Raw genomic sequence first — 21854 nt, forward strand, 5'->3', positions numbered from 1 at the left:
TCCCGTTAGTTGGTGACCGCATAGGCGTCGGAAAAGCCTTCGGCTTTGATCGCCTTGATGAGGTTGTTAAGTTCAGACTTTGACGTGGCAGGGCCGACAAGGACCCGCCAGAACGGCTTGCCGTTGATTTCGGATTGTTTCACCGCAGGCACCATACCGGCACCGCGCATCTGTTTGGCAACCCGGTTGGCATTGGCCTCGATTGAGAAAATGCCAAGCTGTACGAAGGGTTTGCTTAGTGACGATGTAGGGCGCGGGGCCTCGGGCTTGGGCGCAGGCGGGGTTGCCGCCGAGGCGTCGATGGCGGCACCGGCTGCAGCGATGGGATCAAGAGAGGTTTCAGAAACCTCTGCCGGGGCGTCCACCGTTCCGGTTGCGGCGTCATCAACGGGTGCGGCAACTTCGCTTTCTTCACGGCGCAACGCGGTCACATTCAACGGGGCAGGGGCACCGGCCAGGATGCTGAGGGCCGCCGCCGCATCGGAAGAGATTTGCAGCTTTGGACCGGGCAGATCACGTTCCTTGCGGAACAACGCGCCGATGACAAACTTGCCGTTGGCCTCGTTGCGGATGATCACCCGTTCAGGCTCGCTCACATCTGGATGTGCCACCCAAACCCCGCCAAGCGACGGGCGCCCGTCCCATAACCCCTGATCCGTGGCAGAGAAGACTTCAGGTGCCTCAACGTCACGTTCGACAAGCTTGGTGGATTTCGTGCTGCCAGCAGTTGTCGCTGCGGTGCTGCCTTTTGGCATCGACAGGTTGAACTTGCCATTCTCGTCACAGCCGGCAAGCAAGGCCAGTGCAATGGCCGCTGTCACGGTCAATCGGGCCTTTTGCCCTGCGCTGTGCATTATTTCCATAGGCCTGCTCATCTGCTGTCGTCCTTGCCTCTGGGTCACTTTGGACCTCGTTAAACCGTTGATCACGGCGCACCTTTGGGTCCCCTGTCAGAGGATCTTGGGCGCACATTAGCCTGCAACGCCACACCTGAAAAGGCTGCAACACACGGATCGGCGAATTTCCCCAAATGGGCGCGTATATTATTTTGGTTCCGGGAGCCGCTGATTGTGGTTTGCCGAATCAATTTTTGCACATTAGGAGGAGCGGGCAGCGGAGGTTTGGCAGAGTGGTCGAATGCACCGGTCTTGAAAACCGACGGGCGTGAGAGCGTCCCCAGGGTTCGAATCCCTGAGCCTCCGCCATTTCACATTTTCTGTTTAGTTTTAACGATTTGGATTGGTGTGTTTCTGGTAAGCCCACATTTGCGCCCCCATTTCGAGCTGCATTTGAATACACGTTTTTGGACAATGCTGGACTATGGAAGCGATGCCGCGAGCGGCGAGCTATTCGAGGCAGAGTACGAAGATACAGCCTGACGGGGACCGATCTTCGATCGGCCGCAGATTGAGCTATACGTTGTGTTTGCATGGTTAACCAAATTTGCCGTTCCCCTGCCGAATACGCATGGTTTTCCGGAAGTCGGGTGCAGGTCGTGTTTGTCATTAAAGAAGCAGTAGATCCACAAACAGGGCAAACTATCCCCAGCTAGCTGTGAGGCTGAGGCCGAAAGCGAAATTTGTAATTTTCCATCCGTTGGGTGGTCTTCCTTCATCAAAGCCCTGCCTCGCACGGCTGAATCCACTATGGCACGCGCCACAAGGTCGAAAAGGGCGTTCTCCGCGTTCAACGTTGGCGGTGTGTTTCAGCCCGCAATGATGGGTGCTTTAATATCAACCCGTCAGCCTGCACTCTCACCGAAGTGGTCATGTTCTGGTTATGTCTCCAGACCCTAAGTAGTATCGCCAATCACAAAATCATCAGGTTTGATGTACGTCGCCATGGAACTAGAAGTGTAAGTGAGCGTTTGCGTCATTTCTTGGGGAATGGCCCGTATTCCCGCTCTTTCTTGTGCAGCTCGAGCAATTTTGCCGCTAAAGCCTTTTTTATTGCTGGGTCTTCGACGTAGTTCCAAAATGCGAGGAGTTCCAGTTCAGCCTGTGTCTCACGGCCTGTCATGCTCTTCGCCGTTTTTTTGGCGACAGCTGATGCCCGTTTTTTACCAACATCTCCTGCAATGAACTCCACTGCAGCTTTCATCGTGCCGACAGAGACACGCGTCTTGATTAGGCTACTGGCGATCTTCGGGTTCTTAGAAAAGAAATTGGATAGCTTAGGGTTGAGACCCTTCGCCCCAGCACCTGCAAAAAGTCCGAAAACCGTTTGGTAGGCAGTATCGTAAAGATGAGCCTTGCAGTTAATACTTTTCGCCTCGCCCACCGAGATCTTACCTGTAGCCGAAGCAACGCCTTTTATCTGGGTGGCCATGAACGTTCCCAAAGATCCATGGATCATCGACGCAGTATAGGTTCCCTCGGCAACTGTGCCAACGACGCCCGCTTCAGCAAGTGCCGCTGTCGCTGCAGGTGCCGCAAAAGTCACGCAGAGTACACCCAAAGCAACCATTCCAGCTGTCTTGGTAAAACTGAGGGCGCTCACACTACGGTTGGATCCTGTGACTACCTTGTTTACGTAGTCAGTAACCGCGACGTCGTATTTGTTTATAGCCGTCTCGGCCTTTTTTATCACCGCCTGCAGACTCGTCCACTTCCTCCCCGCGATGGCGGCTCGAAGGTCTGCCATCGCCTTGTAACTCTTGTTATAAAGGGCGACCGGCGGAAGCTTTGCCCCACCGAAAGTCTCCATGATTGGCCAGAGATTTGGGTGTTCCGCGCGATTAGTACGGCACTCGGTATCGGTACGGGTCACACTGTTAAAACGTTTGTTAAAACGCGAAGAGAGCTCGTTCATATGCTTTACTGTCTGCTTTTCAGCATTTGCGATAAGTTTGTCTACGAGCGCCTTTTCTTTGGGACCAAGTTCAAGTGCTTTGGGCATTTATGATATCCTCCGGCTTGACTGAAGGCCGCAGCTATTTTTCACTCAGTACTCTCTGCACGGGTTACAAGAGGCCTTTCATGATGAAAGTATCAAACAAATCTAGCATAATTTTGTGAAAATTGACATGTAAAAGGTACGCTCGGTCTTGCTAGGCGCGATGCCGACAACCTACACCTGTACATTATTGGTCGACGAAGGCCTCTACTTATTGCTGTAGGCTGTTTTGGTGCCTGTCTCCAGCTCACTGTTCTGGAGGCAAATTTTTGAACAGCGAGAGCTTCTACTGAGCAGCCCCACTTGAGTGATCCAAATTGAAAGTTAGTGCATGATTGGCCTTGGTCCATCGGGAGGATAGCTTCGGGCGCTGGTGGGCGGTAGCCCAATGCACTGTGTGGTCGCTTTGTGTTGTAGTGTTTCCTCCATTCTTCGATGATGATTTGAGCTTCACGGAGCGAGTAGAAGATCTCTCCATTTAGCAATTCGTCGCACAGTCGCCCGTTGAAGCTTTCACAGTACCCGTTCTCCCAAGGTGATCCAGGCTCTATGTAAGCCCACAAGCTTTGTATGTGAAGCTTGCGCCGAGCTGCCAGATGGCTACGACAATGGCGACTTTACGTGGCACCACAAAGAAGACGGGACCACCATGGAACTTGTCGATCATGACCTGCACGCCGTGAACAAACATACCGGCGGAGTGTCGTTGTATGACGGACAACACTTTGATGGTTTCTGATGAAGGATACCTACATGAAAATCATTCCTGGGACACCAATCTCAATTGAGAACATCAATGAAATTCTCGGCGGAAAACCGACAACCTCTTTGACGGCCTACGTTCAATTTCTACGGAAATACGGCGGCGGAAAGGTCTTTCCCAACAGCATTAAGTTGGTCGAGCCTATTTTGCTTGAGGGGCCACTTCGCGCGTTCTCGGTCCAGTATTTCTTTCCACTTGCAAAGATTGAAAAGGAAAGTGCCGCAGACGTCATCAAGCGCGATTTCGACGTGCCCTTCATTGCGATAGCGGTGATTTCCGGCGGAGATACTCTTGTTTTGTCGCTTGATCCTTCTGACATGGGGGCAATCTGGTTCTGGTCATCCTTTGGTGACGGGGTTCACGGGACAAAGCGACGGGTCGCCAACAGTTTTGCGGAGCTTCTTGAGACATTTACCTTCATTGAGGAGCAAGGGAAAACACCGCCTTGGAACCGCATGAATTCGGTCGATGACGCGCCCGCCGTTGATTTTCTGCTTGATCTTTAGGGGATGTTTTTTCCAAGTGCGCTGCGCGCCACATTCCCCGAAAACTGGCCAGAAGCAATAAAGGAACGAAGTGCGCCCAGCATTGAAATTTCTTTGACACCTCAGGACGTTACGGTCCTTGGTCATTTCAACTCTTTTTACATGAGGCATTTTGAGTATTCAGGGCATCGCACCTTAAGCGATGAAACAACTTCGGCCATCAAAACGGCTCTTAACAAAATGCCCCAGGGCGTTACTGACGGCAAAGCCGTGATCAATGGATGAGAACTCCTGGGGTGTGAACGTCAGGCGTCGGCGATTGTCGTTGCCATCAGGATCAAGATGAACAGTCAGTTTGTTGTCGCCAACGGCCAGGATCGTTCCCAACATTCCGTTTCGCACGCCAAGTGTCCCATCGTTGCGGGTGAAGAGAATGCGGTCGCCCACAGGAAAAGCGCGCGGTCCGTGATCCGTGGTGAACAACGTTTCTGACTTGGGGCCAGTTTTGATCGCGCGCGCGGCTCTGATGGCCTGGTTGATGGCGTGCACATCAATTCGGCGGTGGGCGAGCGCCAGCCGTGAGATGAACTCACCATTCTCCATCCAATCCGCCACATAATCATCAACCAGCGCAGCGATTGCCTGATCACGGTCTTTCTTATCGTGAACCACGCCATGATCGGCGTAACTTTGAAGCGCTGTGTGGGTTTGCCCCCGCGCCAAATCTCTTGAGGCTGCACGTTGCCAATCGGATGCCTGGCGGCGGATTTCAACAAGTTCGGCAGCTCCATTGAGGTCAACGATATCCCGAAACGGCGTGCCCGCCTGAATGGGCTGGAGCTGGTCGGGACCGCGAACCAGCACGAGCTTGCAGCCCCGATGGCGAAGCTGCTCGATAACACGCATCAATTGTCGCTTACCAACCATGCCCGCTTCATCAATGACAACGATACTGCCATGGCCCACGGGTTCATATCCGCACTTCCAGCTTGCCTCCAGCGAGGCCAATGTTCGCGAGGCAATACTTGACGCCGTTTCCAGGCTATCAGCAGCCTTACCCGCCAAAGCTGCGCCGTGAACCATATAGCCCTGCCGCTCCCACGCGTCGCGCGCCACGGCCAGCAACGTGCTTTTTTCCCACACCTGCAAGGCCGACAACGGATGACAATTGGTTCGGCCTAAGTATGTGGTCGATAGCCGCGACCTGCTCATCGCTCAACTGACCACGAGACCGGTTTTGCAGCCTGTCATTCTCGCGTTTGATGGCTCTGCCGATATTGCTTGGTCCCACTTTGAAACCACCCGATTGCGCCATCTCAGATGCAACAGTTTCAAGACTCCGCTCGGCAGTCAGGTATTCTCTGGTGGTGTACTGCGTGCGCGTGCCTTTGCTGATTTGCACCAGTTCCGATGATGCCATGACTTGGTCAGAGGCCGTACGCAATTCCAGTGGATCGCTGATATGATTGGCCAGCCCGCGCAGAATATCGGTGCGTGTGAAACCGGCCTGTTTGTCGCTGATATGCGCAAGGATTAGTACAGGCCGTGCTTTGAGTTGATCGCGTGTGAATGGCAGGTTTTCGCGTGGCAAAATCAGCGGCTGATTTGGGTCAGGTTCATAGAATTGAGCCTGTCCAGGCTAAGCCGCCTCGCGGATTTCCCGCTCAAACGCCTGTTGTGCATCTTGAAACGATTTCTCGCGCTCGAGGTTGCGTCGTTCTGCCAAATGACGGTCGATCAAGGCCGCATCGCTAAAAGAGGTGGCGCATTGCGAAACTTGAAGGCGAAAAGCTGGTTTCCCGCGAAAAACTGGCGAAAAGGGCAGAACCAGCGCACAGCTTCGACCAATTACTCGCATGCATTTTCCTCGCAAGCCCTTGAAAACTATGGGTTTCGGGTCAACGCATCCTGCAAAGAACGGTGCTGAAACTGACATCTGCAGAGCGCATAGCATACTGCCGCAAAACAGGACTTCGAACCCCATAAACCACCTTACCATTCAAGGTGTTAGCAGGTGTTCAGGATCAAAATTGTGAAATGGCGGACAGAGCGGGTTCAAGTTCGAACTCTGATTTGTCTGCTTTGTTCCAAGAATTGGAGCAACGGGAGGCGGTTCTCAAGTCCAAACCTGAGGTTATCCACAAACTTCTGGAATTCGACGCAGCATCGCAGCCTTCGAATGATGCTAAACTTAAAAAACAGGCAAAAGGGCCCCGGTCATGCCTGCGAGGACCGTCGCTATGAAGACGGCTCATCAAGACTTTCAAAAGGCATCATCAGGGCGGGCAAAGGCAAGCAGTCTTTCGGGGAGAAAATCGACCCGCCACAAACCCCCGCGCGATTGTCCGCGTGTGACATTGCGCCTGTCGTCCGATGATCATGCGCGATTGAAGGACATGGCCGATGGGATGGCCTTGGCCACGTTCATTCGGGCGAAGGTGCTGAATGAGAGATTGCCGTGCAGAAAACGCCGCTCATCGACTTCGGTTACTGACAAACAGGCGATTGCGCAAATCCTCGGGTTGCTCGGTCAATCCCGCATCGCCAACAATCTGAACCAATTTACCGATCATGCAAATGTTGGGTCTCTGGCGATGGATAACGAGACGCGCGGACAAATCGAGGAAACCTATGACCATATCCTCTTTCTGCGCCAAACCCTGCTCTAGGCGCTCGGGAAGCGGGGATGATCCTTAAAGGTAATCAACGTGCAAACGGCTGTGAGCTGGCGCTGCATCTCATGAATGTCGAAGACAATGAGCATGCGGTTGCGCATGAGCTGCGCGGTTTTTTGGCAGATGATCTGGTTGACGCTTTCAAGGAAACGGAAGCCATTTAGCTTGGCACGAAATGCCAGCAATATTTGTTTTCGCTAAGCCTCAATCCGCCTGAGATGGCAAAAGTGTCGGTTGACGAATTTGAACACGTCATCGGTGAGATTGAACGGCGAATGGGCCTGACGGACCAGCCCCGGGCAATTGTCCTTCATGAAAAGAAGGATCGTCGCCATGCCCAATGTGTCTGGTCGCGGATTGATGTGGGATCAATGCGGGCGATCAACCTGCCGCATTTCAAGCGGCGTCTGATGGATATCTCGCGGGAGCTATATCTGGAACATGGCTGGGAGATTCCAGCCGGGTTGCGACGGCGGGAAGACCGCGATCTAAATGCCTATTTCCACGCTGAAGCGGGACAGGCAAAGCGCGCCAAACGCGATCCCGAACAACTGAAAGCCCTGTTCAAATCCTGCTGGGAGGTCTCAGATTCCCGCGCCGCTTTCGCGGCGGCTCTGCTGAACAACGGCTATTGCCTTGCGCGCGGGGACAGGCGTGGCTTTGTGGCCGTCGATGCACAGGGCGAGGTTTACTCCCTGTCACGCTGGTGCGGCGTCAATACGCGAGAATTGCGCCAACGACTTGGCGACGGCTCCGATCTGCCGGATGTGGAAGAAGCCGTTGAGTTCCTGGCCAATAATGCTCCGCATCATTTCCGAGGTGATAAGCCGACCCGTGATTTCGAACGCCAACAGGAAGAACACGCTCAAAAACTGTCAGCGCTCGTGGCCCTGCAGCGGCAGGAACGGCAGGCGTTGAGCGAGGCGCAGGAAGCGAGCCGGATCAGTGAATTTGCAGACCGTCAGTCTCGACTGCCGATAGGTCTGAAAGCGGTCTGGGCGCGTCAGAGCGCGGATTACAAAAGGCTCTGCAAGGAATTGGCTGAGGAAGCCGCGAGTTGTCAGGTTCGTGATGAGCGAGAAATGCAGGTGCTGACCGGCGTATCGGATTTCAACTTTGGACCGTGATACTTCCAAGCAGTAAGATGCCTGTTGGCTTAATGGTTTGTAGGTCGATCATTAGAAACACCGCGCGCGCCACGCATAGCGGTATCCGATCCTGACACCTCACGATCAGTCAGATCGTTTTCAGCGCGAAATGCAGGCGGGTGCTTTACGCCGCACCGGGGATCTGCACCCGGCGGCCACCTTCCTGAAACGCGTCCATGCCAAGGCTCCATGTTGTGCCGGGCCAACGGATTTCCATCTGGCCCAGACGCGGCCGATAAACTGCCGTGTAAAGCGTGCCGAAACCGGCGTTGAAAGCTGTGGAATAAAGCGGCGGGCGCAGGAAGGCGCTGATGAACTTGTCCTCTGGATCACGATGCAGGGTCAGGCGCTGCAACAGAAACCTTTCGCGTTCCACAGTTGCCGTGAAACGTGCATGGCTGATCCATTCGACATTTTCTTGATGGTTGGTGGCCACAGCCGCATGGGTGATGATCGCCGGACGGTCAGGGGCCAGCATCGCCGTCAGATAATTGCGTTTGGCGTCCAGCACGGTGACGTTATAGCTCATATGGGTCGGAACCCGGGCCAGTACCGCACCGGCCTCTTTTGCTGTGGTGCAGGTTTGCAGCACATACCGCAGGATCAGCGGCACACCAAAACCAGTGCCCACCACGCGCCGCCCGCCGAAGGTCAGCGATATGGCAAGGCCCGCGTCGTTCATCCCGTCTACCAGCCCCCACAACCCATCAGAGGTGCCGATCACCCGTCGTCCCTGCCAGTTGGTGCGCAGGACCAGGCTGTCAAAGGCATCGGGATTGTAATCATAGTTGCGCACCATGACCGGTTCTTCACCGGTCCAGATCGCTTGGGAACAGCCAGCCAGATAGGGCGGCGGGCAGTAGAAACTAAGGAAACGTGCCGCTTGATCCCCGCCGCCGGCAAGCTCGCAAAGCGAGTCATAGAGCGGCAGGATTTCCGGCATATGCGTGCCCAAGGCGCGCCGGCTGACCAGATAGCTTGCCCGCGCCGCATCGCCCTCTTTCAACCACCAGCGCTGGTAGTCTGGCCAATATTCGGCGAAAAGCCCGGCCCACTTGGGACCGGGCGTATCTTCGCTGAGGGCGCGCCAATACATGGCTTCTCCTTACAGGATCTTGAAAGCGGGGTCCGCCAGCACCGGACCCGCATTTGCCGCAGGCAGGGGTTTGCCTTCAACGGTTTTCTTGATGCCGTGGATCCACTTTTTCGCCCGCTCGTTCAACTGGAAAGATTTCGTCATTGAACGTCCCCGTGTCACCAGAATGCCGATGTCAGCCCCTTCGTAGCGATAATCCCCCGGTTGCAGGATGCGCAGGAAGAAGGCCTCGTTTTCGGATTCAACAGCGCGGCGGTGATAGTCAAAACGGTCATAGACCACGCTGCCGTCTTCCAGCATTTTGTAGATGCCGGTTTCCGGGGATTCGGTGCAGATATCAACACTGTCCTCGGTATGTTTGATCACCATCTGTGACCAGCTGTCGATCATATTGGGATCTGCCCAGCGGTCGTTCAGCTCCGATGTATCAAGGTCGAATTTCTTCTTCGAGAACTCCAGCAGGTGGAACAGGAACAGCGGTGCATCCGCATGGGCGAAAGCGGCGTGGTTTGTCATCGAGGACGCGCCGGTGATGCGTGGGTTTAGCTCGCCCAGCCAGATATCGCCGGTCTTTTTATCAATAAGGAAGTCGAGTTCGAAATACCCGCGATAGCCTTCTTTGCGCAGTTGTTCACCGAATTTAAACGTCAGCTCGCGCGCTTTCTGGCGGACCTTGGGTGGAAAGGCGGTAGACAGGATTTCATTGCCACACCAGCCACCGCGATAGGGGGTCAATTCCTTGAAGCCCACAAGTTCGGTCATCAGCGGGCCAACAATGGTGCCTTCCTTGGTGGCACAGGCCTCGATCGCTGAACCGCGGCAATCGATCCGCTTCATGATCTTGATCTCGCCCTCGCCGACAATCTCGTGTTCGTGACGGCGGAAGTCGGCCTCTGATTTGATAAAGAAGGTTGTATGCCCTGAATCGCCAAAGGCCGATTGCAGCACCAGATCATGACCAATGCCGGCTTTCTCGCAGGTTTTTTGCAGGTCTGCGTAATCCTTCACCTCGGCCAGCACGTTGGGCACTGAAGGCACACCCGCCTTATTGCCGATGCGCACGGTTTCGATTTTGTTGTCCATGCTGGAACGCAGCTTGGCCTTGGGGAACCAGACATCCGCGCCAAGTTCCTTGGACAGACGTTCGGTTTCTTCGTCGAACATCAGGAAAACAAACTTGGGCTTGCCGCCACGGCGTTTGATGAAGTCGATGACTTCCTTGTGCTGAAGCAGGTAATTGTTGATGTCTTCAATCGACTGGAATTCCGCATGGGGTTGTTCAGACGGGCAGAAAACGTTTGGATGTTTGCCGCCGTAACAGTCGATGTAACAGATATATTTAAAGTTCTTTACCCATTCATCGAGGCCCAAAAGGTTAAAGTTGGTCGCCGAGATGAAGTAGACCGGATCTTCGTTGCGGTGAAAAAACCGGCGGATTTCCGAGATATTTTTGAGAACTGTTGGCATAATTTTTCCTTTTCTTATTCGGCGGCAGGTTTAAGTTTTTTCGGGCTTTGGACGCTTTCCAAAGCTTCCGGCGTAAAGACACGCAGCCCCAGATCGGCGCGGTATCCGTGAATTTCGCTGACATCCAAGGCCCGCATGAAGGCGAGGATTTCCTTGCTGACAACTTGTCCCGGCACGAGGATCGGGAAACCGGGGGGGTAGGGGATGATGAACCCGGCCGAGACCACCTCCTGATCGGCATCCAGTGCTTCCTGCAGCGAACCCTCCAGTTCCAGATAGTCGCAATTCGCCTCGTTGTAGCTGAGATAATAAGCGGTGCGCATATCTCCTTCCGGTGTCACGTCGTCGGGACGGAAGGCATCATGAAAGCGGCTGAAATCGGGCAGGGGCGGATAGTTTTCGGTGAGGTTCTTCACCCTGCGATCAAACGACAGGCGCTCCATCTTAGAGGCATCGTCAAGCAGTTCGTCCAGCTCATTGGCGATCTCGACCAGCACCTCGATCAGATAAGCAACAGAGGAGCGTGTCGTGCCAATATTGGTCATGAACAGGACCGTATTGCGCGAGGTCTTGTTGATCTGGATGCCGTATTTATCCATCAAAATTTGGGTCTTGAAGGTATCGCCATCCCATCCGGTGCCACCCACCGCCAGCGTGACCCTTGTGGCGTCCAGCACAAAATCGTCCTGCTCCCAGCAGTCCCACATGTCGGTCCAGCCCTGATCGTTGTCGAAGTAGCTGGACACGCCGCTTTGTCGGTGGTGTTCAGGGATCATGTCGCCAGCGGTCAGCACCCTGAAGTATTTTTGCAGCATCGGGTGGCTGCTGATTGCCTTGCGCATCGACATTGCCGCTTCGATCTGGCGCTGGACAAACTCAAAGCCTTCCAGTTCGACCTGCCGACGGCCCACATCAAGCGAGGCAATGATCTGATAGTTCGGTGAGGTTGACGTGTGCGTCATATAGGCCTCGTGAAACGATTGTTCGACTTCGCCTTTAAAGTCCTGATCGTTCACATGGATCATCGAGCCTTGCCTGAGCGAGGTCAGGGTTTTGTGGGTCGATTGCGTGGCATAGACCCTGATCCGTGCATCGGGCGGGGCTATCAGCCGGGTGTTGAGCATGGTCTCGTCTGACGCACCTTCCAGCTCAAGCTGCTGCAATTCATAGTCGCGTTGGTGTTCCTCTGTGCGCAGACGTTTGCGCAGGTTATTGGCTGTGCGCATGCCGGTGCGTTGGCGGTAGGTGGGGCTGAAACGGGCAAAGGCAAACCATGCTTCATCCCAAAGGAATACAAGATCCGGCTTGATCGCCAGGCATTCCTCCATCACCCGTTCTACATTATAGACCAGCCCGTCAAAGGTGCAGTTGGTCAGCAGCAGCATCCGCACACGATCCAGCTTGCCTGCCGCTTTGAGCGCCAGCAGCTGATGTTTGATCTCGCGCAGCGGCACTGCACCATACATCGAATATTCATTCAGCGGGTAGCTGTCGAGATAGACCACCTCGGCCCCCGCCAGCACCATGCCGTAGTGATGCGATTTATGGCAGTCACGATCGACCAGTACGATATCACCGGGGCGTACCACCGCCTGCACAACGATCTTGTTACAGGTCGAGGTACCATTGGTGGCAAAGAAGGTTTGTTTCGACCCGAAGGCGCGGCTGGCCAGCTCCTGTGCCTCTTTGATCGGACCATGCGGTTCCAGCAATGAATCCAATCCGCCGGAGGTGGCAGAGGTTTCCGCAAGGAAGATGTTCGGCCCGTAAAACGCGCCCATGTCCTGAATCCAATGCGAGCGGGTGATGGATTTGCCACGGCTGATCGGCATTGCGTGAAACACACCGGTGGGCTGTTTGGAATACTCAACAAGTGCGGTGAAGAACGGGGTTTTGTTCCGCGCTGCCACCCCGCGCAGGATGTTCAGGTGCAGCTCCATAAAGTCTTCTTGGTTATAGAAAACCCGCCGGCAAATCCCCAGATCAAGGCCCGCAATGTCTTCGACTGACCGTTCGGTGACCAGATAGGCATCCAGCTCGGGGCGTACACGCGCGATCAACCGGCACAATTCGGGGCCGTAATCTTCGGGCATCATCGTGTCGATTGAATCTGTGTGGCTGGCATTGTGGATGTATTTCGCCAGAATTTCATTGTCGTTCTTTGATTTCAGCACCAAGCCGGGGCGCACCACAATCGCCTGAATATTGTGGTTGAACAGCACTGCGATCAGCGCATCTTCAAGGCTGGGCACCACCACAGCTTCGTAATGGAAGGGATCTTCCGGGCGGCGCATACGCGAGACATTGCTTTTCAGCCAGCGGTCCTGCTGGTCGTTCACATTGTCAACGATCAACACCTCGAAATAGGGGCGGGCCATGGCGCGGGCTTCTGGGGACAGCATGGCCTCGTCGTTATGTTCCTCGTCATCGGAACTGTCGCGGTCCAGCGGAATGGTACGCCGCCGATAGGCCCCGGTTGTCAGCGCCCGTTTTACACGATTGGTGGTAAAGGACAGGTCGTCGAAATGGCCGTATTCAAACTGCCGGCGCATGTGGTCAAAAGCAGCCATGCCGGGAAAGGCCCAATAGGGTTCGATCAGCGCCAGCGAGTCAAACAGCTCTTCGATTTTCTTTTTAAGTGCCGCCACCTTCCGGCTGTTGCCCTCCCGGCAGAGTGAAATCACGCTTTCGCGCAAGGCACTCCACCGGTCGGCGCGCAATTGAGTCGCGGAATAGTAATCGCTGACGGAATCCATCGGTCGTACTCCCTATATGAGCCGATACAGATGGTCCGTAGCTTGTGCTACAAATCCTCTGCTCAGCTTCCTGTTGTTTTGCCCATGACAGGCGAAATCCCGATCCCTAGTTTGGGTTCGCGATCGTTTAGTTCGGCCTCTGCCGTTGCCGGCAGGTCCACATGCAAGCCTGCACGTGACCCTTGTTGTGGCACTGCCAGAGGGCCCAAAGTGTTCAGATAGCTGTCGACGCCACTATTTCGATCATAAACTGAAAAATCTGCCGGACGGTCGCGGAAGGACTTCAGAACCTGACCCAGACCTTTCATGCCGGTTTCGCGCTGACGGCGGACCATCGAGAGGTCAATTTCAATCGGGAACATGTCTTCCTGGCCCTGTGACTGGTGCAGCACCAGCGAGGTCGGATCAACAATGCAGGACCGGCCGACACCGCCCGCACCCAGGCCGTTGACATCAATGACGTAGCACTGGAATTGCGCAGCGGTCGCGCGGGCAATCGCCAGCTCTGCGTCGCGGTCTGTGGTGCCGGTCAGCACCGGGTGCAGTAACACTTCCACGCCCTGCGACGTCAGTTGCCGCGTGGTTTCGGGGAACCACATGTCATAACAGATCGACAGGCCAAAGCGCCCCACCTCCGGCACGTCAAACACACAGAAATCAGTGCCTGCCGCAACGCCTGCCTCATAAGGCAGGAAGGGGAACATCTTGGCATAGCGGCGGATCACATCGCCATCCGGGTTGATCACCAGCGAGGTGTTGCGCACCAGCCCGTCATCAGGGTCTGTCAGGAACATCGATCCGGGGATTAGCCAGATCTTGTGACGTCTGGCGGCCTCGCAGAATTTGTCGATGATATCATTTTCCGGCGGCAGCTTGAATTCCTCAAGCGGGCCAAAGGGGGCAAGTTCGCTGAACAACACCATCTGCGTCCAGGGAAAGCGCATCATCAGCACATCAAGGCGCTGCAGCATGCCTTCGACATTGGGGTGAAGGGCGTTGACGTACATCTGGACGCCGGCAATTGCAAAAGGGGTCATATCAAGGAAGCTCCGTAAAAGCAGAGGCGTCCCATGGGGGCCGTCAATATCTCTGCGTTACGCATCCTTTATGCCCTTATGGCCCGGACGGAAACAGGTGAAATAGGTCCCGTGCGCCCATAATGCAAAGCGGGCGGAAACCAGCGCGCGCGGCATGGTGTTCTTGGCACTACTTCTGTCATTCCCCCCCCGTTTCGCTGCCTTTACAATCGGTTGCGCAGAGTCACTTTTTGGCGACACAGACTTTTGCTCGCGACTGTCTGGTGGGCGTGTTGGGTGAACAACGCATCCGCCCTCTTTGTGACGGTCAAGCTGCCAACACCAGAAAGCAGCGGTATTAGGAAGCCTGACGACTCACTGCGATGCTTGCAACTGAAAATGTCAATTTCAAGCAAATATGTTTAATATTATTATCAAGGCGCTTAATTTTTGGGATGAATTCGGCGGCTGCGCTGCTGTTGCGCTGCCTTCGCGCATTGCTGCACCCACCCAATATAGGGGGAGAGAATCGAGAATTGCCAATGTTATCTGGTGATTGACGCTAGGTCATGTGGTGGCAGGGGCTGGAACGAGAAAGGGCGGCCCAATTCGGACCGCCCCAGATATTACGTCAATGACGTGGCTCAGACCTGCTGTTCAGCAATCGCGGCGGCCAATGCCGCCTCAAAGATTGCGATGCCTTCGTCGATGATGGCATCCGATGCGGTCAGCGGCACCATGATCCGCAGGGCGTTGCCATGCATGCCACAGGCCAAGAGGATCAAACCACGCTGCAAAGCATGTGCCACAACCGCTTTGGTCAGGGCCGCATCCGGTGTTGCTGTTTCAAAATCGGTCACAAATTCGACCGCCAGCATCGCACCCAACCCGCGAATGTCCCACATGCGGAAAGGGGCCACACGGGCACCGATTTCGGCAAACCGGTCGCGGAAGGTCTGACCCAAAGCAGTGGAGCGGGCCAGCAGGTCCTCTTCTTCGATTGCCTCAATGGCCGCCAGAGCCGCAGCACATGCGACAGGGTTGCCACCATAGGTGCCGCCCAAACCGCCCGGAATAACCGCATCCATCACCTCGGCACGGCCAATCACGCCCGCAATCGGGTAACCGCCGGCCATAGATTTTGCCACAGTGATCAAATCCGGCACCACGCCGGAATGTTCAATTGCAAACCATGTGCCAGTCCGGCCAAAGCCCGCCTGAATTTCGTCTGCAATCAACATGATACCATGCTGGTCACAGATCTCGCGCAGGGCGGTCAGCATCTCGAAAGGCACTGGTGTATAGCCGCCTTCGCCCAAAACGGGTTCGATGATGATACAGGCGATACGCTCTGGCTGCGCATCTGTCAGGAACAGATTTTGCAGGCCGGTCAGGGCGTCCTGAACGGTGATACCGTCACGCTGGGAAGGGAAGGGCGCACGGAAGATGTCTGACGGGAAGGGCCCCACGTCTTTTTTGTAAGGCGATACTTTGCCGGTCATGCCCAGCGTCAGTAGCGTGCGGCCGTGATAACCACCGGTAAAGGCGATAACACCGGGACGGCCCGTGGCCGCGCGCGCGATCTTTACCGCATTCTCAACCGCTTCCGCACCAGTGGTGACCAACAGGGATTTCTTGGCGTGATCACCCGGTGCCAGCGCGTTCAGCTTTTCCGCCAGCGCGACATAGGGTTCATAGGGCACAACCTGAAAGCTGGTGTGTGTATAATGATCTTCCTGCGCCTTGGCGGCTGCAATCACTTTGGGGTGACGGTGCCCGGTGTTCAGAACCGCGATACCACCGGCGAAATCTACATAACGGTTGCCTTCGACGTCCCAAAGCTCCGCATTCTCTGCGTGATCCGCAAAGACCGGCGCAGCAGATGCAACACCACGCGCAACCGCAGCTTCACGGCGGGCGATCAGCTCTGCGTTGCTTTTGCCGGTTGTTGTGGTAACGGCAACGTCCGGTACAACTGACATCACTGGCTTTGTTTTGGCTTTGGTTGTGGCCTTGCGGGACTTCTTCTTTACAGTGTTCGACATGGCGAGGCTCCTACGGCATCAGAACATGAAAGCCCCCAAGGATGATTCCATTGGTGGGGGTGTTTAAAATTCTCATAGTGCGTTTATTATAGCTGTCAATACACAACAGTGGCCTGCCGCAGCTGTCAATTGTTACAATTTCCCGAAAGCGCCCATTTGGCTTTTGACCAAGTTCAAGATGCGTTAGAGAAGCGGCGAAACCAAAAAAACGAACCAATGAGGGAAAGCCTTGTGAACATTGGGAAAAGACTACAGGAATTGCGCAAGGCGCAGGGGTTGTCGCAACGCGAGCTGGCTGCGCGGGCAGGTTTGACCAATGGCACGATTTCGCTCATTGAACAGAACAAGACCAGCCCCTCGGTTGCCTCCCTCAAAAGCTTGCTGGACGCGATTCCCATGAGCATCGCCGAATTTTTCGCCAATATCGAAGAAGAAACCCAGCCCACCTATTTCTACAAAGCGGAAGAATTTGTCGAAATCGCCCCGCAATCGGGGGTGCAGGGGGTGTCTTTGCGCCAGCTTGGCGACGCCAGCACACATTCGTTGCAGGTTTTGGATGAAACCTATCCGCCGCAGGCAGATACCGGGCCAGAATTACTGACCCATGCGGGTGAAGAAGCTGGGATTGTAACGGCGGGCGAAATCGAAATCACTGTCGCGGATCAGGTCAGGGTGCTGCGGGCTGGTGAGGGGTACCTGTTTGACAGCCGCTTGCCACACAGGTTCCGCAATATCAGTGATGCCCCTTGCAAGATCATCAGCGCCTGCACGCCGCCAAGTTTTTAGGTCGCGTCCCACGCGGCAGCTTGCCATGCCCGCGTCACATTGGTCAATTTCGGGCAAGCTGCTGTCAATCCTGCCACGATCCGCTAAATCTGAGGGTCACGGGAGATGGCCATGCTGTTAGAATTCGACAAGGTCGAGAAATCATTTCCAAGCAATGACGGGCCAGTGCCAGTGCTGCGCGGGGTCAGCTTTGATCTGGCGGCGGGGCAGACATTGGCGCTGACCGGGGAATCCGGCAGTGGCAAAAGCACGCTTTTGCATGTGGCCGCCGGGCTGGAGGCGTTCGACAGCGGCACTGTCAAGGTTGCAGGTCAAAACCTTGGCCCGATGGAAGACGGTGCCCTTGCGCAGCTGCGCCGTACCGATATCGCATTGGTTTTTCAACAATTTAACCTCATCCCCTCGCTGACAGTTACCGCCAATATTGCGTTTCAGGCGCGCCTTGCCGGGCGGGGGGATGCCAGCCACATCGCCCAAGTCAGCGCAGCCTTGGGGTTGGCGGATCATTTGAACGCCTACCCCGAAACCCTGTCCGGGGGGCAACAACAGCGTGTGGCGATTGCCCGCGCGCTTGCCGCCAAACCGAAACTCTTGCTGGCGGATGAACCCACGGGGAATCTGGATGAGGGCACAGCAGAAGAGGTGCTGGAACAGATGCTGGATCTTGTCACGCAGACCGGGGCCGGGCTGATGTTGGTGACCCATTCGCCAGCCATCGCCGCCCGCATGCAGCGCCGCTTGCATCTGAAAAGCGGCCTGCTGGCATGATAGGGGCCTGTTTTTCGGCGCTTTTGTCGCATTGGCGGCGCAACCCGATCCAGCTGTTTGCCTATCTCGCGGGATTGGCGCTGGCCACTGCCTTATGGTCCGGTGTGCAGGCGATCAACGCAGAGGCCCGCGCGAGTTATGACAACGCCGCCGCAACTCTGGGCGAGGGGCAGTTTGACCAGTTGGTGCCACGGCAAGGCAGTCGCATTCCGCAGGAGACGTATATCACGCTCAGGCGGGCTGGCTGGCTGGTCTCGCCGGTGATCGAGGGGCGGCTTCATGGGCTGCGCATCATCGGGGTTGATCCCGTCACCACCCCCGGCGGGCTTGGTGGGCTGCAACCGGAACGGCTTTTGACAGTGGGTGCCGCTGGTGCGGAACAGGTGTTTGTGAATCCACAGACCGCAGAGCGTTTGCAAGCGGATCTGACGGTCACCGTGGATGCCAGCATTGCACCGGGCATTGGCATCGCCGACATTGGCACCGTGCAAACCCTGTTGAACCGCAATGATCTGTCCCGCCTGATCGTTCTGCCAGATCAACCGCTTGGCAGGCCGGATCTGTCCAGTGTCGCCCCGGAGCTGCGTCTGCAAGCCGCAGCGCAAGGGGCGGACATCGGGCAATTGACCGATAGTTTCCATCTGAACCTCACCGCCTTTGGCTTGCTCAGCTTTGCCGTGGGTCTGTTTATTGTGCACAGCACCATCGGCCTTGCGTTTGAACAGCGTCGGGGGATGATCCGCACGCTGCGCTCTTTGGGCGTGCCTTTGCGCCTGTTGCTCACGATGATTGCGGTTGAGATGATGACATTGGCCGCCATTGGTGCGGCGCTGGGGGTGATTGCGGGCTATCTTATCGCGGCGCTTTTGCTGCCCGATGTCGCCGCCACCCTGCGCGGGCTTTATGGGGCAGAAATTTCCGGCAAGCTGCACATCCGCGTCGAATGGTGGCTGTCGGGGCTGTTGATAGCGCTGCTTGGCACCGCCATCGCATTGGCAGGGCGGATCTGGCAGATCAGCCATATGCCCTTGCTGGCCAGTGTGCGCCCACGTGCTTGGGTCATGGCCTCGGCCGCGCGGTTCCGGTTTCAGACACAGGGGGCCATGGTCCTGCTGGGCGCAGCGCTGCTTCTGGCCATATTCGGCAAAGGGTTGATCGCGGGCTTTGCCTTGCTGGGCTGTCTGTTGATCGGGGCCGCCCTTGCGCTGCCCGTTGTCACCGCCCTGATGCTATCTATATGCGAGACCCGCGCCCGCGCCCCGTTGTGGCAATGGTTCTGGGCCGATACGCGGCAGCAATTGCCGGGGCTGAGCCTTGCCCTGATGGCGCTGTTGCTGGCGGTCGCGGCCAATATCGGTGTGTCGACCATGGTATCGAGTTTCAGGCTGACCTTTATTGGCTTTCTTGATCAACGGCTTGCGCCGGAGTTGTTTGTGCAGGTTGAAACCGCGGAGGAAAGTGCCGCGCTGCTGTCCTATCTGGATGCAAAGGCCATTGAGGCGCTGCCACTGATGTCGGTGCAAACACGCATCACCGGTCGCCCGACCGAATTATATAGTGTCCGGGTTGGGCCCACCTATCGTGACAACTGGGTGTTTCTGGCGGCGGTGACACAGCCATGGGATGCGGTTGCGGCAGGGCAGGCGGTGGTGGTGAATGAACAACTGGCCCGCCGTGCGGGGTTGTGGGTGGGTGATGATGTCGAGATTGACGCAAGACTGACCTTGCCCATTGCAGCGGTTGTCGGCGATTACGGCAATCCCAACGGGCAGGTTGTGATTGCGCAATCGCTGTTTGAAAGGCTGCATCCATCGCTGGTGCCGCTGCGCTTTGGCATACGCAGCGCGGACCCGGCGGCCTTGCGCCAGGATCTGACGCAGGCGCTTGGCATTGCACCCAATGCGATCACCGATCAGGCGGCGATCAAGGCGCTGTCGATGCAGGTGTTTGAGCGAACATTCACCGTCACCGCCGCGCTGAACGCGCTGACCCTGATGGTTGCCGGTTTCGCGATTTTGATGAGCCTGCTGACTTTGGCCGATCTGCGTGTGCCGCAGCTTGCCCCGGTCTGGGCCTTGGGGCTGACGCGGCGGATGTTGGGCTGGCTTGAGGTGCTGCGCGCCGTGGCGCTGGCCACGCTGGTGTTTCTCTGTGCGGTGCCCTTGGGGCTGGCCCTCGCTTGGGTTCTGCTCAGCATTATCAATGTAGAGGCTTTTGGCTGGCAACTGCCCATGTATCTGTTCCCGGTCGAATATTTCTGGCTGGGCACCTATGCGCTGATCGCGGCGGTATTGGCCGCCCTGTGGCCGGCAATGCGCCTGATGCGCAAACCGCCCTCCGCTTTGCTAAAGGTTTTTGCCAATGAACGTTAGGCTGTTTGTCTTCCTTTGTCTGTTTCCGGTGACCCTTTGGGCGCAGGGTTTTTCTGGCCTTGGCGCGGATGTAAAAGGTTTTGCGGCACCAGCGCCGGATCCGGTTTTTAGCTTTCCCAGGGAACACGGCCCCCACCCCGAGTATCGCATCGAATGGTGGTATCTGACGGCCAATCTGACAGGGCCGGATGGCACGCCCTATGGGTTGCAATGGACCCTGTTTCGCACCGCACTTGCACCGGGAGAGGCAGTGGGCTGGCGCTCTCCTCAGGTGTGGTTTGCCCATGCAGCGGTCACCACGCCGGATGCGCATTTTGCCAGTGAACGTTTTGCCCGTGGCGGGATTGGGCAAGCGGGGGTAGAGGCGGCACCGTTTCATGCGTGGATTGATGAATGGGCCATGAAGGGGGCGGATTTCGACGCGATGACACTGACGGCCTCCGGCCCGGATTTTGCCTACGACATGATGTTGAGCGCCAAAGGTCCATTGGTGTTTCACGGGGCAGACGGTTACTCCGTCAAGTCACAGCAGGGGCAGGCGAGCTACTATTATTCCCAGCCGTTTTTCGACATCGCTGGCAGCCTGAACTTGCCCGAGGGCAAGGTGGCTGTCACCGGCTCTGCATGGCTGGACCGCGAATGGTCTTCGCAACCTTTGGGCGAGACGCAAACCGGTTGGGATTGGTTTTCCATGTCGTTTGATGATGGGGCCAAGCTGATGGGATTCCAGCTGCGCCAGTCGGATGGCGAGGGATATAGCGCCTCCACCTGGATTGCACCGGACGGCACAACAAGCAATATGCCTGCGGGGGCATTTACAGCGAAACCCTTGGAAAGTCATCAGGTTGCGGGGCGTGAGGTGCCGGTTGAATGGCAGGTGAAACTGCCCGAACGCGGGGTGGATGTGACGGTGTCGGCACTGAACCGGGATGCCTGGATGGGCCTGTCGATCCCCTATTGGGAGGGGCCGGTCACATTTCGTGGCAGTCACAGTGGCACAGGATATTTGGAGATGACGGGTTATGAGTGATCCAAATGATCTGAAGGCATTTTGGAATGATGCCTGGGCGCATCTGGCACAGGGGGTTGCAGATGGCACTTCGCCAGCGCGCTATCCCACCTTTGCCACGGTGGGGCCGGACAGTGTGCCGCAAGCGCGGACAGTGGTCTTGCGCGGTGCGGATCGTACGGCTGCGTTGGTTGAGGTGCATACGGATATTGAGACAGATAAGGTCACGGCCCTGCGTCACACCCCGATGGCGGCATTGCACATCTGGCTGCCTGCCGCAGACCTGCAGATCAGGTTGACCGCGCGGGTCGAGATTTTGACCGGAGCGCAGGTTGACGCAGCTTGGGCACAGGTGCCCGTTACCGCGCGCGTGTCCTATGGCACGCAGCCTGTACCGGGCACGCCGATTGCAGAGGTCCATGCCTATGAAAAACCCGCAGATCGCAGCCGGTTTGCGGTGTTGAAATGTCAATTGACGCAGATGGATTTGGTGCATCTGGATGTACGTCACCGCCGCGCGGTGTTTGCAGCGCAGGATGGCTGGCAAGGTCGGTGGCTGGCCCCATGAACCGA

20 protein-coding genes, 1 tRNA gene and 1 pseudogene are annotated in these 21854 nt (G+C 56.3%); 11 read left to right on the top strand and 11 right to left on the bottom strand.

The genetic code is table 11. The features are described from left to right. Positions 1-5: 5 nt before the first annotated feature. On the bottom strand, positions 6-875 hold the full coding sequence (locus QQL78_RS03685; RefSeq protein WP_386258891.1) for an SPOR domain-containing protein: 870 nt from the start codon (positions 873-875) through the stop codon (positions 6-8). A 240-nt stretch (positions 876-1115) separates the two neighbouring features. Between QQL78_RS03685 and QQL78_RS03690 the strand changes: the two genes are divergently transcribed. Beyond that, a tRNA-Ser gene (locus QQL78_RS03690) sits at positions 1116-1205 on the top strand. A gap of 667 nt (positions 1206-1872) precedes the next feature. Here QQL78_RS03690 and QQL78_RS03695 read toward each other — a convergent pair. Then, on the bottom strand, positions 1873-2898 hold the full coding sequence (locus QQL78_RS03695; RefSeq protein WP_284370688.1) for a hypothetical protein: 1026 nt from the start codon (positions 2896-2898) through the stop codon (positions 1873-1875). A gap of 321 nt (positions 2899-3219) precedes the next feature. After that, positions 3220-3452, bottom strand: a pseudogene (locus tag QQL78_RS03700) (integrase core domain-containing protein); the annotation flags it as partial. Between QQL78_RS03700 and QQL78_RS21665 the strand changes: the two are divergent. Beyond that, on the top strand, positions 3431-3634 hold the full coding sequence (locus QQL78_RS21665; protein ID WP_386258892.1) for an HNH endonuclease signature motif containing protein: 204 nt from the start codon (positions 3431-3433) through the stop codon (positions 3632-3634). The pseudogene QQL78_RS03700 and the gene QQL78_RS21665 sit on opposite strands and share 22 nt — an antisense overlap. Before the next feature lie 14 nt (positions 3635-3648). Then, positions 3649-4164 (top strand): SMI1/KNR4 family protein, encoded by a 516-nt coding sequence (locus tag QQL78_RS03705; protein ID WP_284370690.1) that lies wholly within the window; start codon positions 3649-3651, stop codon positions 4162-4164. A 174-nt stretch (positions 4165-4338) separates the two neighbouring features. On the opposite strand, the gene QQL78_RS03710 is transcribed toward QQL78_RS03705, so the two are convergent. The 3 genes from QQL78_RS03710 to QQL78_RS03720 are packed head-to-tail and all read right to left on the bottom strand — an operon-like array spanning position 4339 to position 6127. After that, complete coding sequence (locus QQL78_RS03710; RefSeq protein WP_284375432.1) at positions 4339-5259, bottom strand: AAA family ATPase; 921 nt, start codon at positions 5257-5259, stop codon at positions 4339-4341. Beyond that, the gene (locus tag QQL78_RS03715) at positions 5198-5734 is read right to left on the bottom strand and encodes a hypothetical protein (RefSeq protein ID WP_284370692.1); all 537 of its coding nucleotides are present in this window, start codon (positions 5732-5734) and stop codon (positions 5198-5200) included. Before QQL78_RS03715 ends, QQL78_RS03710 begins: the two co-directional genes overlap by 62 nt. A 48-nt stretch (positions 5735-5782) precedes the next feature. After that, entirely contained in the window at positions 5783-6127 is a 345-nt protein-coding gene (locus QQL78_RS03720; RefSeq protein ID WP_284370694.1) for a hypothetical protein, read from the bottom strand. 424 nt (positions 6128-6551) lie between these two features. On the opposite strand from QQL78_RS03720, the gene QQL78_RS03725 reads away from it, so the two are divergent. Genes QQL78_RS03725 through QQL78_RS03735 form a run of 3 tightly spaced genes read left to right on the top strand, consistent with a single transcriptional unit; the run spans position 6552 to position 7945 of the window. Next, positions 6552-6812: a hypothetical protein gene (locus QQL78_RS03725; RefSeq protein WP_284370696.1), complete on the top strand. Its 261-nt coding sequence runs from the start codon at positions 6552-6554 to the stop codon at positions 6810-6812. A gap of 17 nt (positions 6813-6829) precedes the next feature. Continuing rightward, the gene (locus tag QQL78_RS03730; protein ID WP_284370698.1) at positions 6830-6982 is read left to right on the top strand and encodes a hypothetical protein; all 153 of its coding nucleotides are present in this window, start codon (positions 6830-6832) and stop codon (positions 6980-6982) included. Between the two features lie 24 nt (positions 6983-7006). Beyond that, positions 7007-7945 (top strand): relaxase/mobilization nuclease domain-containing protein, encoded by a 939-nt coding sequence (locus tag QQL78_RS03735; protein ID WP_386258895.1) that lies wholly within the window; start codon positions 7007-7009, stop codon positions 7943-7945. A gap of 145 nt (positions 7946-8090) precedes the next feature. Here QQL78_RS03735 and QQL78_RS03740 read toward each other — a convergent pair whose 3' ends face one another. The 5 genes from QQL78_RS03740 to gabT all read right to left on the bottom strand — a co-directional run bounded on the left by QQL78_RS03740 (position 8091) and on the right by gabT (position 16346). After that, positions 8091-9062 (bottom strand): C45 family autoproteolytic acyltransferase/hydrolase, encoded by a 972-nt coding sequence (locus QQL78_RS03740; RefSeq protein WP_284370701.1) that lies wholly within the window; start codon positions 9060-9062, stop codon positions 8091-8093. A gap of 9 nt (positions 9063-9071) precedes the next feature. Then, positions 9072-10529, bottom strand: coding sequence for a biotin carboxylase (locus tag QQL78_RS03745; protein ID WP_284370703.1), 1458 nt, complete (start codon positions 10527-10529; stop codon positions 9072-9074). A gap of 14 nt (positions 10530-10543) precedes the next feature. Then, the gene (locus tag QQL78_RS03750) at positions 10544-13285 is read right to left on the bottom strand and encodes an aminotransferase class I/II-fold pyridoxal phosphate-dependent enzyme (protein ID WP_284370706.1); all 2742 of its coding nucleotides are present in this window, start codon (positions 13283-13285) and stop codon (positions 10544-10546) included. A 62-nt stretch (positions 13286-13347) separates the two neighbouring features. Continuing rightward, positions 13348-14322, bottom strand: a complete 975-nt coding sequence (locus QQL78_RS03755) for a carbon-nitrogen hydrolase family protein (protein WP_284370707.1) — start codon at positions 14320-14322, stop codon at positions 13348-13350. 623 nt (positions 14323-14945) lie between these two features. Then, positions 14946-16346, bottom strand: a complete 1401-nt coding sequence (gene gabT / locus QQL78_RS03760; protein WP_284370709.1) for a 4-aminobutyrate--2-oxoglutarate transaminase — start codon at positions 16344-16346, stop codon at positions 14946-14948. A 231-nt stretch (positions 16347-16577) separates the two neighbouring features. Between gabT and QQL78_RS03765 the strand changes: the two genes are divergently transcribed. The 5 genes from QQL78_RS03765 (at position 16578) to QQL78_RS03785 (ending at position 21849) form a co-directional block, all read left to right on the top strand. Next, positions 16578-17132 (top strand): cupin domain-containing protein, encoded by a 555-nt coding sequence (locus QQL78_RS03765; RefSeq protein ID WP_284370711.1) that lies wholly within the window; start codon positions 16578-16580, stop codon positions 17130-17132. 111 nt (positions 17133-17243) lie between these two features. Continuing rightward, positions 17244-17900, top strand: a complete 657-nt coding sequence (locus tag QQL78_RS03770; RefSeq protein ID WP_284370713.1) for an ABC transporter ATP-binding protein — start codon at positions 17244-17246, stop codon at positions 17898-17900. Continuing rightward, entirely contained in the window at positions 17897-20272 is a 2376-nt protein-coding gene (locus QQL78_RS03775) for an FtsX-like permease family protein (RefSeq protein ID WP_284370715.1), read from the top strand. Before QQL78_RS03770 ends, QQL78_RS03775 begins: the two co-directional genes overlap by 4 nt. Then, positions 20262-21302 (top strand): lipocalin-like domain-containing protein, encoded by a 1041-nt coding sequence (locus QQL78_RS03780; protein WP_284370717.1) that lies wholly within the window; start codon positions 20262-20264, stop codon positions 21300-21302. The genes QQL78_RS03775 and QQL78_RS03780 overlap by 11 nt, the downstream gene beginning before the upstream one ends. Then, positions 21295-21849 carry a pyridoxamine 5'-phosphate oxidase family protein gene (locus QQL78_RS03785; RefSeq protein WP_284370719.1) on the top strand — a complete coding sequence of 185 codons (555 nt, stop codon included), beginning with the start codon at positions 21295-21297 and terminating at the stop codon, positions 21847-21849. Before QQL78_RS03780 ends, QQL78_RS03785 begins: the two co-directional genes overlap by 8 nt. The last annotated feature ends 5 nt before the right edge of the window (positions 21850-21854 follow it).

Source organism: Sulfitobacter pacificus (assembly GCF_030159975.1).
Lineage (GTDB): Bacteria > Pseudomonadota > Alphaproteobacteria > Rhodobacterales > Rhodobacteraceae > Sulfitobacter > Sulfitobacter pacificus.